This window comes from Streptomyces sp. MST-110588, assembly GCF_022695595.1.
Taxonomy (GTDB): Bacteria; Actinomycetota; Actinomycetes; order Streptomycetales; family Streptomycetaceae; genus Streptomyces.
Window position 1 is genome coordinate 6,120,499 of sequence record NZ_CP074380.1, and the last position, 15,241, is coordinate 6,135,739.

The window sequence follows — 15,241 nt, forward strand, 5'->3', positions numbered from 1 at the left end:
GGGTGCGCGTGCCACTCCGGGCGTGCGGTGGGTGCCCGCCGTACGCCCGGCGCCGGACCCATCCCCCGCGCCGGCCGTACGCCCCGTCCGTACACCTCCCCAAGGCGGGCGTCCGCCTGCCCCCGTATCCGTGAAGGAGTTCCTGCGTGAACCGCATCCTGCGCCGTACCGTGGCTGTCATGGCCATGGTTCTCTCCGTGGCGGCCCTGCCCGCCGTGGCACCCGCGAGCGCCGCGCCACCACCCGGCCCCGCCAAGGCGGAAGCCCAGTGGATCAACCGCGCCACCGTGGTCTGGAAGGGCGCGCGGCACGCCGATGCCCAACTGGAGTTCGGCGACCAGGGACGCCGGCTCCGCCTGACACCGACCGCCCTGGCCCCCGCCGAGAAGGCCGCCTTCCCGCACCTGAAGGACTTCCCGGCCTTCACCGTCGACCCGCGCGACCGGGCCCTGACCGCCACGGCGCTGCGCGACCGGCTGCTGGCCACCCAGCGCTCCGCCGACGGCGGCCCGCCGGCCGCCACCGGCGTACAGATCCCCGGCGTCCTGGACGACCTCTACGGCAAGGCCGCCGCCCGGGCCCGGCTCGGTCCGGTCTTCCGGCACGGCCGCCCCACCCTGTCCGTGTGGGCCCCGACCGCCCGGACCGTCTCCCTCGACCTGGACGGCCGTACGGTCCCCATGCGGCGCGACGACGCCAGCGGTGTGTGGAGCGTACGGGGCGAGCGGTCCTGGACCGGGAAGCCGTACCGCTACGCCGTCACCGTCTGGGCGCCCACCGTCGCCCGGACCGTCACCAACCTCGTCACCGACCCCTACTCCACCGCGCTGACCGCCGACTCCACCCGCAGCCTGGCCGTCGACCTCGCCGGCCCCCGGCTCGCACCCAAGGGCTGGAACAGACTGCGCAAGCCCACGGCCGTACCGCTGCGCAACGCCCGCATCCAGGAACTGCACCTGAGGGACTTCTCGGCGCAGGACCGCACCTCCCGCCACCCCGGCGGATACCTGGCCTTCACCGACCGCCGCTCGGACGGCATGCGGCACCTGCGGGCCCTGGCCCGCGCCGGGACCTCGTACGTGCACCTGCTGCCGGTCTTCGACATCGGCACCGTCCCCGAACGCCGCGCCGACCAGGCCGTGCCCGACTGCGACCTGGCCGCGCTGCCCGCCGACTCCGAGCAGCAGCAGGAGTGCGTGACGAAGACAGCGGTCAAGGACGCCTACAACTGGGGCTACGACCCGCTCCACCACACCGTCCCGGAGGGCTCCTACGCCTCCGACCCGGACGGCACCGCCCGTACCGTGGAGTTCCGCCGCATGGTGCAGGGACTGAACGGCGCCGGACTGCGGACCGTCATGGACGTGGTCTACAACCACACCGTCGCCGCGGGCCAGGACCCCCGGTCCGTCCTGGACCGCATCGTCCCCGGCTACTATCACCGCCTCCTGGACGACGGCAGCGTGGCCACCTCCACCTGCTGCGCCAACACCGCGCCCGAACACACCATGATGGGCAAGCTCGTCGTCGACTCGGTCGTCACCTGGGCCAGGCACTACAAGATCGACGGCTTCCGCTTCGACCTCATGGGACACCACCCCAAGGCCAACATCCTGGCCGTCCGGGCGGCGCTGGACGCGCTGACCCTCAAGAAGGACGGCGTGGACGGCAAGGCCATCGTCCTGTACGGGGAGGGCTGGAACTTCGGGGAGGCCGCCGACGACGCCCGCTTCGTCCAGGCCACGCAGAAGAACATGGCGGGCACCGGCATCGCCACCTTCAACGACCGCCTGCGCGACGCCGTACGGGGCGGTGGCCCCTTCGACGCGGACCCGCGCGTCCAGGGCTTCGCCTCCGGTCTCTACACCGACCCCAACTCCTCGCCCGCCAACGGCAACCCGGCCGAGCAGCGCTCCCGCCTCCTGCACCAGCAGGACCTGATCAAGGTCGGCCTCGCCGGCAACCTCGCCGGCTACACCTTCACCGACAGCCTCGGCCGCAGGGTCAAGGGCGCACAGGTCGACTACAACGGCGCACCCGCCGGCTACGCCGCGGCGCCGGGCGACGCCCTCGCCTACGCCGACGCCCACGACAACGAGACCCTCTACGACGCGCTCGCCTACAAACTCCCGCAGCACACCGCCCCGGCCGACCGGGCCCGTATGCAGGTCATCGCCCTGGCCACGGCGGCGCTCGCCCAGGGACCGGCCCTCTCCCAGGCCGGCACCGACCTGCTGCGCTCCAAGTCGCTGGACCGCAACTCCTATGACAGCGGCGACTGGTTCAACGCGATCCACTGGAACTGCGCCGACGGCAACGGCTTCGGCCGTGGTCTGCCGCCGGCCGCCGACAACAAGGACAAGTGGCCCTACGCCAGGCCGCTGCTGGCCGACCCGGCGCTGCGCCCCGGCTGTGCGGAGATCAGGGCCACCACCGCCGCCTACCAGGACCTGCTCCGTATCCGCGCCGACGAGCCGGACTTCGGCCTGGCCACCGCCGACCGCGTCCAGGACCGGCTCTCCTTCCCGCTCTCGGGGCCCGAGGAGACGCCCGGAGTGATCACCATGCGGCTGGGCAAGCTGGTCGTCGTCTTCAACGCGAGCCCCCGGCAGCAGTCCCAGCGGATCCCCGCGTCGGCGGGCACCCGCTACGCCCTGCACCGCGTCCAGGCCCGCGGTGCCGACCCGGTCGTCAAACGCTCCACGTACGACCGTACGTCGGGCACCTTCACCGTCCCGGCACGCACCGTCGCCGTCTTCACCACGCGCTGACCGAACCCACCGCGACAGCCGGCCCCATCCCGACTGCCGGCCCCATCCCGGCAGCCGCGCCCGGCAGACCGGCCAGGGCGGCCACGGCCACCGGAACCGTTCCGGTGGCCGGGCGCGCCCCGGTGGCCGGGCGCGCGGGACTACACCAGCCGCTTCTCCAGGAGGGTGACGCCGTACGTGCTCCCGTCCTTGCCTATCTTGTCGGTCAGCTCGCCCACGACCACGTAACCCGCGTCTTCGTAGTACGGACGCAGCCGCGGGTTGCCGGTTACGCAGTCCAGCCGGGCCACCTCCCGCCCCGCCTCGACGATCCGCTGCTCGGCCCGTGCCAGCATCGCCCGGCCGGTCCCCGCGGGCGCGTCCCCACGCGCCACCATCAGGCGGTGCACATACCCCGCCACCGGCGGCTGCGGTCCCCAGGCGGGCTCGTCCTCCCACCACAGTTCCCAGCCGCCGACCGTCCGCCCCGCCCGTTCGGCAAGCCATACCTCCCCCTCTTTCATCCGGGTCCGGAAGTGTTCCTCGTCCTTCTCGCCGGACTTCCACTGCTCGATCCCGTTGTCCCGCATCCAGCGGACCGCGCCCTCATAGAGTCCGACGAGTGCCGGCAGATCGTCGGTCCCGGCCGGCCGATAAGTGATCATGTCCATGGGGCGCAGTATGCCGCGCCGGTTTCCGCGCCCGGTGGTTCAGTCCCACCAGAACGACCAGTAAGGACTGTTGACCAGCGTCTGTGCACGGTGGACGAGGCCCCCCGTCCCCTGCCACACGATGTCGGGGCAGAACGCGAAGTGCTCGATGGCCACCCGCAGCGCCTCCTCGGCCGTGCGGGGCGGGGCGGCGACCGACAGATGCAGTTTGCCCCGGCCCAGCCCCAGGACCCGTATGCCGAACCGCTCCTCCCAGGAGCGCAACACCGCCGAGTACGGCGCCATATCGTTGTCGTAGTTCACCGGGCCCGTCCAGCCGATGGCGGCGAGTACGTCGGCTCCCCGCGCCACCGGCACCAGCGCCGTACGCGGCGCCGTGAGCACCCCGTGGCCGATCAGCTCCGCCGTCACCTCCCCGGCCACCCGCTCCGGGTCCTCGCCGGTCCGCGCGGGTGCCGGGCCGGGCCAGGGCCCGTCGTCCGCACAGGCGTACTCCTCCCACCAGCCGGCGAGCACCTGCTCGGCGTCGAAGGCCGCCGGATCACCGCAGGCGCCCGGCATCAGCTCCCATGCCCACCGGCCGTCGCGCATCCCCGCTCCGTCCGTCCCCTCCCACTCATGTGATCTGCCCCGGTCCAGCAGCACCGGATACAGACCGGCGCGATGCCACGGCTGCCCGGTGAGCCGTCCTTCGGCACACCACAGCAACGGCTCCGGCCACCGCCCGTCCACCGTGAGGTCGACGAGGGCTCCCGGCGGCAACTCCAGCCCGAGCGACCGGCCCGTGGGGTCCTCCCTCAGCTCCAGCACAGGCCGCTTCGCCGCCACCCGGCCCCACTCCCGGCCCTGCTGTCGCCCCTGTTCACGCCTGCGTTCCCGACCCTGCTCCTGCGTCCGCACGTGTCCCCCCGATGCCGTCTGCACCATCACTTCCACGACGGTAGAGGCAGGGTCTGACAATCGGGCTCCGTCGCAGGTCAGGGGGATGGTTGCGGGGCCAGCGCGAGCAGCCGGGCGACCAGGTCGGCGAACGGTCCGTCGGCCGGCTCGTCCGTGAGCATCCGGCGCAGCACGGCCGCCACGTCCTCGTCGTAGGCCGCGCTCACCGCCGCCAGCGCAGCGAAGTCGTGCACCAACTGCCGCTCCAGTTCATCACGCGGGATGCGCCGGCCGTCCAGCCAGATCAGCGCCGTGGTCTCGGCGAGGGAGATCCACGACCGGACGACCAGTTCCATCCGCGGGGGCGCGGAGACGATGCCGAGGTGGGAGACGATCTGCTCGTACGCGGCCTGCCGCACCCCGTCGATCATGGCGCTGGTACGGCTCACGGCGGCGGCCGGAGCGTTCCTTCCCATCGGGATCCCGGGGCCGCCGCGCATCAGGGCGGAGAACCCCGGCCCGTACTCGTCGACGAAGTCGAAGAACCGCTGCATGACCCGCAACAGCCGTCTGCCCAGCGGACCTTCGTGAGGCTCGACGAACCGGCCGGCCAATTCGTCGGCGGCGCGCCGCAGCGCCGCCTCGTACAGGCTCTGCTTGCCCGGGAAGTAGTGGTAGACCAGCGGTCGCGAGATGCCGGCAGCCTCCGCGATCTCATCGATCGACACGTCTTGGGGGGAGCGGTGGCTGAAGAGGTCGAGGGCGACCGCGATGAGCTGTTCGCGGCGTTCCTCCACACCCATCCTGCGGCGCCCCCCGGTCTTCATGGAAACACCCTAACGACCGGGGCAGCACATGGGTACGCGGCAAGTCCAGGACGAGCCGTTCCGCAGACCGCCGTTCCGGAACGAGCTGTTCCGGGGGGGGCGAGCCGTTCCCGGGCCGGGCGGCACACGCTGAGGGGGCCGGTCACCCGGCCCCCTCATCTGCTGCCCGCGGCTCGCCCCCGTCAGTCCCGCGGCCCGCCGTGGCCTGCCTTCCGTCAGTGCAGCGCCGCCAGCCGCTTCCCGTTCTTCAGGCGGCCCTGCAACTCCGCGTGGACGCCAGGCTTGGCCGGTACGGCCAGCAGCCGGCTCCGCGACTGGCCCTTGACGCCGCCGGAGGCGCTGATCCGCGACACCTGCGGGCTGCCCGCCGCCAGCAGCCACCACTTGTGGTCCGCAGACCTCCACAGCACACCCGCCAGTGCCCGCGGATCGCGCTCCCCGCAGGCCGCGCCGTCCTCGGAACGCGCCACCACCGCACCCGGCGCGAACGGCTGCGCCGCACCCGGCGCCCCTGCCTTTGCCCCTGGCCGCGCTCCGGCCGGCCTGCGCGGCGCCGACGCCCCGGCCGGCTTGCCCGCCGGCTTCCGAGGCGGCGTCTGGATCTGCGCCAGCGCCCGGCTGCCCCGGTCGCGCCAGGTCTCGACACGGGTGCACACCCACGCCGCCCGCCCGGCGCCCCCGGGAAGCGACTGCTGGGCGAACGTCCAGTCGTTGACCTCCCGTACGCCCTGGCCGCGCATCGTCGCCAGGTGGCAGGCCGTACGCGCCCAGGCCGTCCGGGCCTCGGCGCTGCGCACGTCACGCGCCTTGCCGGGCTCGCCGTAGGTGAGCCGTACCGCGGTGAGTTCACCGAGGTCGGTGAGCAGATGGCCGTCCATCCGCAGGGCCGGCCAGGAGTCGCAGTTCTTGGCCGCGGCGGGGGAGGGGACCGGGTCCGTCATGCCGTCCTTGCCGACGTGCAGCGGCAGGCCCTGCCCGGCCGGCTTGAGCAGGTCGGTCATCGTGACACCCTTGACCCAAGGAGCCGTCAGGTAGCGCACGTTGCCGTCCGTACGGCCGAGCACCAGCGCGCCGGAGGAGTCGGCGTCGGCGCTGTCCGTACGGGCGAAGTCCAGCGCCGCGCCGATGTCGCCGTCCCGGCCGCTGTCGCCGTCCGCCGCCTCCGCGTAGCGCACCACCCGCAGCCCGTCGTACAGGAGCACCACCGCGGCCCGGTCCACCACGCCCGCGAAGAGCAACTGCGCGGGCCCGGCCGCCGGCCCCGGGGCGGTGCCCGGAGCGGCCGAGACCTGCACGCCCGTACCGGGCCTGGCCCACACCGCCAGCGCCCGCCGCAGCAGTTCCTTGTCCCCGGCCCGGTCGCCGCGCACCGGCCAGGTCGAGAAGTCCCGCCGCGTCGACTTCAGCCAGGCCCCGGGCGCGGCGGCGGACAGCCGGGCCGGGTCCAGGGCCGCCTGCGCGGCGGAATTCTGGGCGTAGGGGGGCGCGGCGGCCCCGTCGGGCCCCCAGCCGTCGCCCGGCAGCCCCAGCAGCGCCCCGCACACCAGCACCGCGGCGCCCGCCGCCAGTGCGGCCCGGCCGTGCTGGCGGCGTCGCAGCAGGTCCGTCGGCCGGGCCAGCAGCGAACAGGGGTCGAACTCGGCGGATTCCAGCAGCGACCGGTCCTTGGTCCCGGCCGGCGGCGTGTGGCCGGCCGCCTCGGCGACCGCCTCCCGGGTGTCCTCGACCCCGGCGGCCTCCAGAGCCGCCCGTGTGTCCTTCTCGTCCAGCCGCTCCAGCTCACGCAGGACGAACGCCGCGCGCCCCGGCCCGGACAGTCCGGACAGGGTGCGGTCCAGGACCAGTTCGTCCGCGCCGCCGGAGCGCGGGAACAGCCGCAGCCCCCACACCTGCGGGAGCACCGGCGGCAACGGGGCGAGCGGCAGCCCGCGCCGCACCATGGACAGCCGCCACCAGGGCCGCTCGGCGGTCAGCGCGGACCGCAGCACCCGGGCCCGCACAAAGGCGTATACGGGGTCGGACGTCTGCTGGGAGTCCTCCCCGCACAGCGGCAGGCCGGGCCCCCGCGTCGTCGTACGCCGCCGCGGCAGGGAGCGCTGGACGACCGCGTGGGCCCGCAGCACCCGCCGGTTGCGGCCCGGTTCCGGTGACAGGACGAGATAGGCCAGACGCACCAACCGGGGATAGTGGTCGATGAGCGCCGCCTCGGCCTGCTCGACGTCGATCACATCGACGGGACAGGGGCGTTCCGGACGGGGGGCTGTTGCCTGCTGCTGCTCCACGTTCGATGGAACGAGTGAACACCGCGTAGGTCACCGGCTCCCACCCGGTCGGCTCACCGGTCCAGGTCGAACTCCCCGTCCCGCGCGCCGAGCACGAACGCGCGCCACTCGGCCTCGGTGTAACGCAGCACGACATCGGGCTCCTTGGAGTTCCGCATGGCCACCGCCCCGCGCTCCAGGAACGCGATCTCCACGGCCTCCTCGGATTCGCCGGGGGCGCGCTGCCAGGTGGCGTCGGAGATGTCGAGGGCGTACAGCCACTCCTTGTCGGTTGCGGCACTCATACGGTGAACTCCTCGCTCGCGGTCCGTCCGGGTCAGCGTACGCCGTGGTCAGGTCGGCTTCCACCGGCTCGGGAGATCCGTACGGCCCCCGGGGCGCCCGGAGTTGGCGGGAACGGGCCGGGTGGCGGGATGAGGCCGCAGCCGCCGGATGGAGCATGTGTACGGGCGCGCGCCCCCGCACGCACCGATGCGCCGCCCGGCCGCGAGCCCCCCGGGAACGGTCAGCTCTGATCGCTCCGGTAGCCCCGCTCTCCCCGCTCTCCTCGTTCTCCCCGGTTCCCTCGGTCCCCCCGGTCCAGATAGGCCAGCACGGCCAGCACCCGCCGGTTGTCGTCGTCGGACGGCGGAAGGTCCAGCTTCGCGAAGATGTTGGAGGTGTGCTTGGCGACGGCCCGCTCCGTGATGACCAGCTTCGCGGCGATGGCCGTATTGGACCGGCCCTGGGCCACCAGCTCCATCACCTCCACCTCACGCGGCGTCAGCCGCGCCATCGGCCGGTCCTGCGCCCGGCGGGAGAGCAACTGGGAGATGACCTCGGGGTCCATGGCCGTACCGCCGCCGGCCACCCGCCGTACCGCGTCGATGAACTGCTCGGCGTCGAAGACCCGGTCCTTGAGCAGGTACCCGACCCCGCCGCTGCCGTCGGCCAGCAGTTCGCGCGCGTACAACTGCTCCACGTGCTGGGACAGGACGAGCACCGGCAGGCCGGGCCGGGCGCGGCGGGCGGCCAGCGCGCACTGCAGCCCCTCGTCCGTGAAGGACGGCGGCAGCCGGACGTCCACGATCGCCACGTCGGGCCGCTGCTCCTCCAGCGCCCGGGTCAGGTCCGGACCGTTGTCGACGGCCGCGGCCATCTCGAAGCCGAACGCTTCCAGCATCCGGACCAGTCCGTCTCTCAGGAGGAAGAGGTCTTCGGCGAGGACGACGCGCACGGAATCTCCAACGTGACAAGAGTGGGGCCGCCCGCCGGGCTGCTGACGGCGACGATGCCGTCGAATGTACCCAGTCGCCGTTCCAGGCCGCGCAGCCCGGACCCCTTGGCCGGGTCCGCACCGCCCCGCCCGTCGTCCGTGACGGCGATCCGCAGGGCGCCCCCGGCGTAACGGACGTCCACCCATACGCGGTCGGCGCCCGCGTGCTTGGCGGCGTTGGTCAGCAGTTCGCTGACCGCGAAGTACGCGGCCGACTCCACCGGTGCCGCGAGCCGGCCCGGCAGCTCCACCGTCACCTCCACCGGCAGTCCCGTGCGCAGCGCCAGCGCCCGTACGGCGTCCCCGAGCCCGCGCTCGGCCAGCACCGGCGGGTGGATACCGCGTACGAGGTCGCGCAGCTCCGTCAGCGCCTCGGCCGAGGACGCACGGGCCACGGCGAGCATCTGCTTGGCCTTGGCCGGGTCCTTCTCTATGAGTGCCTCGATCGTGCCCAGACTCATGCCCATCGCCACGAGCCGGGCCTGGGCGCCGTCGTGCAGATCGCGTTCGATACGGCGCAGTTCGGCCGCCGAGGCGTCCACCGCGTCGTGCCGGGTCTCGGTCAGCCGCGCCACCCGCTCGGCCAGCTCGGCCTTCGGCGGGGTGAGGAAGGCGGCACAGAACCGGAGATGGGCCCGGAGCAGAGCGGGGTTGACGAACAGCGCCAGGACGAAGAAGCCGACGGCCAGCGGAGGCATGAACGGAACGGTTTCGTCGGAGGCCGGCAAGAACGCGTACCAGTACCCGTGGAGTTCCACGCCCGACCAGAAGAGCACCGGCATGACCAGGCCCTCGACGGAGTACACCAGCAGTGCGGCCGGCAGCAGCGCCAGCACGCAGCCCGCCGTCATGTCGAGCAGCAGCCACAGCAGCTCACGCCAGGTCGCCGGGTCCCGCAGCAGGGCGCCGTACCGCATGACCCGGCCCGCGAGGCCCCCCGGGAGATCCGGCGGGAGGGGGCGGTAGGCGGTGGGGACCCGGATGCCGGCCCACTCGTGGCACCACAGCCGGCGCTTGTGGGCGTAGCCGCGCGCCCACTGGAGCACGACGGGGGTCGTCAGCACCCCCACGCCCAGCACCGACAGCTCGATCGAGACGACGGACAGGACGAACAGCACGGTCGATCCCACGAGCGAGACGACGGCGAGCAGCAGCCCCCGTGCCCCGGCGACCAGTGTTCTGCGGACCCTCATCCGTACGCTCCCTGCACGTCACGCGCCCGGACCTCGGGCACGGGAACAGTCTGCCGGGTGGGGGAGGCCAGGTCATGGGGGGTGCCCCCCGACGGGAGGTGTAGCCGGCACCACCTCTTGTGGCCTCCCGGAACGTTCCTTGCCGCCTCGCGTCGTCATCGGCAGCCAACGGCCAAGGAGATGCCAAGGATGGAGAGCTTCTATGAGCGCATCCGTGTCTGTGTCCGTATCTGTGTCCATGTCCGAGGCCGTAACTGCGTCGGGAGCCGTCCCCGCGTCGGGAGCCGTCCCCGCGTCGGCAGCCGTCCCCGCGTCCGGGGTCGCACGTACGACCGGAGCCGCAAATGCGCCCGGAGTCGCACGTGAGTCGGGAACGGGGACGTACCGGGTCTCCCTGGCCGGCACCCCCGACGAGGTACGGGCCGCCCAGCGGCTGCGCCACCGCGTCTTCGGGGACGAGCTGGGCGCCGCCCTGCGCACCCCGCTCGCCGGTCACGACGTCGACGCCCTCGATGACCTCGCGGACCATCTGATCGTCACCGAAACGGCGAGCGGCGACGTGGTCGGTACCTACCGGCTGCTGCCGCCCGGCCGCTGCCGGGCCCTGTACTCGGACGGGGAGTTCGACCTGTCCGCGCTGGACGTGCTGCGGCCCTCACTCATAGAGGCGGGGCGCTCGTGCGTCCACCCCGGACACCGGACCGGCTCGGTCATCAACCTGTTGTGGGCCGCCCTCGCCCGCTACACCCTGTTGTCCGGACACCGTTATCTCGCGGGCTGCGCCTCGGTCCCGCTGGGGGACGGCGGGCAGGCCGCGGCGCACGCCTGGGAACTGGGCCGCACGCGGTACGCCGCGCCCCCCGCGCTCCAGGTCACCCCGCGCCGTCCGTGGCGGCCGTCGGCCCTCGCGCCCGGCCGCCCGAGTGCGGCGCTGCTCCCTCCCTTGCTGCGCGGCTATCTGCGGATCGGCGCGTGGGTGTGCGGTGCGCCGGCGTACGATCCGGCGTTCGACGTCGCGGACTTCTTCGTCGTCCTGGACATGGAACGGCTGAACGGCCGCTACCGCCGCTACTTCCTGGGCGACGAGCCTCCCGCGGGCGGCGCGGACCGGTCCGATGACGCACTCCGGCAGGACGGCGCGCGCCGCCCCGGGAACCGGCCATGAGCGCGGCGAGCCTGTGGGACGTACGCTCCGGATGCACCGCGCGCTGCGCCGCGCACTCCGTACCGCGCGTACCGCTGGGGGAGTCCGTCCGCCGCTGCGCCGCGTTCGCACGGGTGGCCGGCCGGGCGCTGGCGGACGGCGGGCGGCTGGCCGAACCGGCGCGGCTGCGTGCGTACGCGGGAGAGCTGCTGCGGGCGATCGGGGTGCGGCTCGTCGTCGGCTGCCCTCCGGCCGCCGGGGATCCAACGGGTCCCGGCGGCCTCTTGGGCACCGGTATCCCCTCGCTCCGCGTGAACGGGCCGGAGGCGGTCGATAGCGGTGTGGCCGGTGGTGGTGCGCTCGGTGGCGGTGTGGCCGGTGGTGGTGCGCTCGGTGGCGGTGCGGTCGATAGCGGTGCGCTCGGCGAGGCGGCCGACCGGGCTGCCGGCGGGGTCCCTCGGCCCGGCACGCTGGTCGTCGCCAACCACATCTCCTGGCTGGACGTCCTGGCCCTGCTCGCGGTCGAGCCGGTGACCGTGCTGGCCAAGCGCGAGGTGGCCGGCTGGCCGGTGGTCGGGGCCATGGCGGTACGGGCGGGCACCTGCTTCATCGACCGAGCCGGCCCTCACCAACTTCCGCACGCCGTACGGGAAGTGGCCGCACTGCTGAGCTCCGGGCGCTCGGTGATGGCCTTTCCGCAGGCCACCACCTGGTGCTCCGCCTCGCACGGCACCTTCCGCAGGGCCACCTTCCAGGCCGCCGTCGACGCGGGCGCGCCCGTACGGCCGGTCACCCTCTCCTATGAGCAGCGGGGGCTGCCTACTACGGTCGCCGGCTTCCTCGGCGACGAGACGTTCGTGTCTTCGCTGCGCCGGGTGGCCGCCGCGCGGGAGCTGACGGTGCGGGTGACGGTCCATCCGCCGCTGTGGCCGCTGCCCGGCGTCCACGACCGCCGTACGCTGGCGGCCCTGTCCCAGGAGGCCGTACTGGGCCGCCGGCCGGCCCTCCGGAACACGCCGCCGCACGCGCGGAACCCCCAGCGCTCATAGCACCGATATCACCCGCAGCGCTCCCCGTGCTCATAGCGCTCAAAGCACTCGTAGTGCTCATGAGCGGCCGGGTGCTTCTACAGCGCGTGCGGCAGCCGAAGCGTCAGACGGCCGGTACGTACTTGTAGCCGACGCGGCGGACCGTCACGATCGAGTCCCGGACCTGCGCACCCAACTTGCGGCGCAGCCGGGCGACATGGACGTCGACGGTACGGCCGTCACCGACGTGGCCGTACCCCCACACCGTCGTCACGAGCCGGTCGCGGGTGTGTACCTGGTACGGATGTGCGACAAGGTGCGCCAGCAGCTCGAATTCGAGGTACGTCAGGTCCAGGAGGCGCCCTCGCACCCGTACCGTGCGCTGGTCGGGGTCGACCCGCACCACTTCGTCCCCGAACGCGCCGTCAGCGGAAATGCCGTCGAGGGGCGTACGGTCAGCGGACGTACCGATACCGGCCGGGGTGTCACGGGCCTCGGCGGTACGGCCGTCACCGGCGGCCGGGCCGCCGGCCGTCGTCGCAGGGCCCGCGCCCGGCACCGGCCGTACACCGGTGACCCGCTCGGCCGGTACGAGCACGAGATAGCCGACCATCGGCGGCCGGCCCGGCAGCACGGGCAGGGCGTGCTGCGGCGCGGGCAGCCAGGTCGCGTCGGCGGTCAGGAGTTCGGCGACGGGCGGTGCCTCGTCGGGGGCCACGGCGCGCAGGCGCTGGCGGTGCGGTGCCGGGACGGCGGACGCCGTGGTGGTGGCGGTGCCGGCGGCAGTGGCGGCGGTGGCGGCGGTCGTGGCAGGGAGGGAACGGACGTTGGTCATGAGTCAGCTCTTTCGCGCAGAGGGGCGTCGGGGACGTCGTGCGCGCGGGCAGGGCTGGGAACGCCGGTGAGCGGCGTCGTAAGGCGTGTGCGGGCCCGCGCTCAGTGCGCGCGGCAACACAGACGGTCGAAGTGATGCCCCTGCCGGGACGGCCAGAACGGCTCCAGGTCGCTGCGACCCGTCGCGCTGTCTATAAGGCTGGCCATGCCCCTATTGAAGCAGACCGGCATTGTTCTGTCCTTCACGTCCCCCCTCACATAACCCCAGGTGTGGCGCGATTCCGCCGCGCCCGCATGGCCGCGCCCACCACCACGCCCACGCCTATCGCGGCCAGGTGCCCGGCGTCCGTGAACGTCCGCCTCTTGCGCAGTACGGGCCGCACGCCCAGCGCCAGCAGGCCGGTGGTGGCCGTCACCCGGGCGCCACGGCGCGGCAGGGACGCGGCGAGCGCGCCGAGCGTGGCGTTGAAGCCGTAGCTCGCGCCGACGTCGACGGCCCGCTCGGTCTCCTCGGACACCTTACGGGCGGCCAGCAGCCCGGCGTGCACCAGCAGACTGGCGCCTACGTGCCCGGCCGCGAACACCGCCGCCGCGCGCCGCGCCCCCCAGGCCACTTCGGCCGTCCCGAGCGCCAGGAGGAGCCCGGCGCTGTACGGGGCGGGCAGCGGCCGTTCGACGAACAGCGCGCTGGTGGCCAGCGTCCGCCACCGCCCCGCCCGCAGGTTCTCGACATTGGTGGAGTGCTCGCGCAGCAGCTCCGTACGGGCGTGGGCGGGCATCCGCGCGAGGGCGTATGCGCCGAGCTGGACGGCGCCGACGTACAAAGGAGCAACCCATGGGGCTCTGGAGGAAGGAGATTTCACCCCTCCATCATCCACAAACGCCGTCCTCATCCCGCGCTCGGCAGACGCCTGCGCCAGTCCAGGGGGTTGAGCAGGATCGCCCGGCCGGGGTCGCCGTCCCACTCCACGGTGAGGCCGGCCTCACCGAGCGCCGCTGCCACCGCCCGCCCGACGGCGGCCGTACGCTCCTTCCGGACGTCCTCGGCGGCGGCCCCCGCCGAGCTGCCGGCGCCCGCGTCAGCACCTGTGCCCGTACCTGTGCCCGTCCCCGCATCAGAGCCCTTGCCAGAGCCTGTGTCAGAGCCCGTGTCACCTATGCGGTCCCCTATGGAAACACCTGGGGAACCCGGGGAGTCCGCGAACGCGCCGTACCGTATGTACAGCCCATGACCGTCCGCCGCCGCGTCGGTGTCCTGATGGTGGAAGAAGACGTAACCCCGGTCGCCCTCGGCGCGCTCCGCACCGATCTCGGCCGTTCCGCAGCGGGCGCAGCACGTGAAGTTCATCCGCGCCGTCAGCCCCTGGGAGCCAAGGGCTTCGAAGGCCCGCTGCACACGGTCCGCGTCGGTCACCTCCGGCCACTGCTCCTGCTCGGCGAGCCGCTCCTCCCACAGACGCGCGACGATGCGCCGGGCCGCGTCCAGGGACAGCGCCGCCCTGCCGCCCCTGCCGCTGCCGCCGGCCTCCTCGTCGCCGTCACCTTCGTCGCCGTCGCCCCCGACGCCGTCCTCTTCGTCCTGCTCGGCTTCGGCCCAGGACTCGATGAAGTCGCAGAGATCCCGCGCGGCATCATGGAAGGAGTGGAATCCGGCCCGGAGCACCCTGCGGGCCTCTTCCTCCGCCTCCGCGCGGACCGCCGGATCCACCTCCGGCGTGGCGAACAGGTCCACCCGCTGCCAGTCCCATGCCGTACGCCAGGAGTCCGCACCGCGCGCCCAGGCCAGGAAGACGGCGACGACCTCCTCGGCATCGGCGGTCTCCGCCTGGAAGTGCCGGTCGGCGGAGCCCTCGCGGTACTCGACCGTGTACGGCCCCTCCCCGTCGCGCCAGACCTGGAGGAACTCCTGCGGCGCCTCGGGAATGCGCTCGACCACCACGAAGTGGTCGTCGGCCGAGCCGATCCGGCGCAGCAGCGCGCTCAGCTCCGCCGCGCTCGTGCGGGAGCGGTCCGGCCCCGTCTCGGTCTTCACGGTGATCTCAAGCATGTGAACAGACTGCCAGGTACCACTGACAACGTCAGTCGACGCGGATCCGCAGTTCCGCCGCGGCCCCGCCGCGCACCGCGACCGTCGCCCGCGCCACCCGCGACTCCTGGCCCCACTCCGCACGGCACTCGACGGTGTAGGTGCCGTCGGTGCCGGCGGAGAGGGCGAAGCGGCCTTCGTCGTCCGTCAGCGCGGCCACGTCCGTGAAGGGCCCGGGGCCCTGGACGACATAGACCCGCGCGTTCGGCACGGCCTCACCCGCCGCGCCCACGACGACTCCGGAGATCACCGCCATATGGCGTCGCCCTTCACTTCACTCGGTGCTTCACTC

The 15,241-nt window shown here is 73.4% G+C and carries 14 protein-coding genes; 3 read left to right on the forward strand and 11 right to left on the reverse strand.

The features are described 5' to 3' along the window. Positions 1-146: 146 nt before the first annotated feature. Complete coding sequence (pulA, locus tag KGS77_RS26870) at positions 147-2,771, forward strand: pullulanase-type alpha-1,6-glucosidase (protein WP_242585752.1); 2,625 nt, start codon at positions 147-149, stop codon at positions 2,769-2,771. Positions 2,772-2,911: 140 nt separating this feature from the next. Here pulA and KGS77_RS26875 read toward each other — a convergent pair whose 3' ends face one another. The 7 genes from KGS77_RS26875 to KGS77_RS26905 form a co-directional block, all read right to left on the reverse strand. After that, the gene (locus tag KGS77_RS26875) at positions 2,912-3,421 is read right to left on the reverse strand and encodes a GNAT family N-acetyltransferase (RefSeq protein WP_242585753.1); all 510 of its coding nucleotides are present in this window, start codon (positions 3,419-3,421) and stop codon (positions 2,912-2,914) included. A 39-nt stretch (positions 3,422-3,460) separates the two neighbouring features. Further along, positions 3,461-4,231, reverse strand: coding sequence for a DUF4253 domain-containing protein (locus tag KGS77_RS26880; RefSeq protein ID WP_242585754.1), 771 nt, complete (start codon positions 4,229-4,231; stop codon positions 3,461-3,463). A 167-nt stretch (positions 4,232-4,398) separates the two neighbouring features. Next, positions 4,399-5,127: a TetR/AcrR family transcriptional regulator gene (locus KGS77_RS26885; RefSeq protein ID WP_242585755.1), complete on the reverse strand. Its 729-nt coding sequence runs from the start codon at positions 5,125-5,127 to the stop codon at positions 4,399-4,401. Between the two features lie 215 nt (positions 5,128-5,342). Beyond that, positions 5,343-7,409 (reverse strand): hypothetical protein, encoded by a 2,067-nt coding sequence (locus tag KGS77_RS26890; protein ID WP_242585756.1) that lies wholly within the window; start codon positions 7,407-7,409, stop codon positions 5,343-5,345. Between the two features lie 53 nt (positions 7,410-7,462). Continuing rightward, a complete protein-coding gene (locus KGS77_RS26895) occupies positions 7,463-7,693 on the reverse strand; it encodes a DUF397 domain-containing protein (protein ID WP_242585757.1) in 231 nt (76 codons plus the stop codon). A gap of 221 nt (positions 7,694-7,914) precedes the next feature. Next, positions 7,915-8,625: a response regulator transcription factor gene (locus tag KGS77_RS26900; RefSeq protein WP_242585758.1), complete on the reverse strand. Its 711-nt coding sequence runs from the start codon at positions 8,623-8,625 to the stop codon at positions 7,915-7,917. Beyond that, complete coding sequence (locus KGS77_RS26905) at positions 8,589-9,857, reverse strand: sensor histidine kinase (protein WP_242585759.1); 1,269 nt, start codon at positions 9,855-9,857, stop codon at positions 8,589-8,591. Before KGS77_RS26905 ends, KGS77_RS26900 begins: the two co-directional genes overlap by 37 nt. A gap of 238 nt (positions 9,858-10,095) precedes the next feature. Between KGS77_RS26905 and KGS77_RS26910 the strand changes: the two genes are divergently transcribed. Together KGS77_RS26910 and KGS77_RS26915 are read left to right on the forward strand one after the other, a co-directional pair. Next, on the forward strand, positions 10,096-11,022 hold the full coding sequence (locus KGS77_RS26910; protein ID WP_242585760.1) for a GNAT family N-acyltransferase: 927 nt from the start codon (positions 10,096-10,098) through the stop codon (positions 11,020-11,022). Then, positions 11,019-12,050, forward strand: coding sequence for a lysophospholipid acyltransferase family protein (locus KGS77_RS26915; protein WP_242585761.1), 1,032 nt, complete (start codon positions 11,019-11,021; stop codon positions 12,048-12,050). The genes KGS77_RS26910 and KGS77_RS26915 overlap by 4 nt, the downstream gene beginning before the upstream one ends. A gap of 103 nt (positions 12,051-12,153) precedes the next feature. On the opposite strand, the gene KGS77_RS26920 is transcribed toward KGS77_RS26915, so the two are convergent. From KGS77_RS26920 to KGS77_RS26935, 4 genes are all read right to left on the reverse strand, one after another. Further along, entirely contained in the window at positions 12,154-12,864 is a 711-nt protein-coding gene (locus KGS77_RS26920) for a winged helix-turn-helix domain-containing protein (RefSeq protein ID WP_242585762.1), read from the reverse strand. A gap of 253 nt (positions 12,865-13,117) precedes the next feature. Continuing rightward, entirely contained in the window at positions 13,118-13,687 is a 570-nt protein-coding gene (locus KGS77_RS26925; RefSeq protein ID WP_242585763.1) for a rhomboid-like protein, read from the reverse strand. A 65-nt stretch (positions 13,688-13,752) separates the two neighbouring features. Then, positions 13,753-14,910, reverse strand: a complete 1,158-nt coding sequence (locus tag KGS77_RS26930) for a hypothetical protein (protein WP_242585764.1) — start codon at positions 14,908-14,910, stop codon at positions 13,753-13,755. Positions 14,911-14,941: 31 nt separating this feature from the next. Further along, positions 14,942-15,205 carry a carboxypeptidase-like regulatory domain-containing protein gene (locus KGS77_RS26935; RefSeq protein WP_242585765.1) on the reverse strand — a complete coding sequence of 88 codons (264 nt, stop codon included), beginning with the start codon at positions 15,203-15,205 and terminating at the stop codon, positions 14,942-14,944. Positions 15,206-15,241 lie beyond the last annotated feature (36 nt).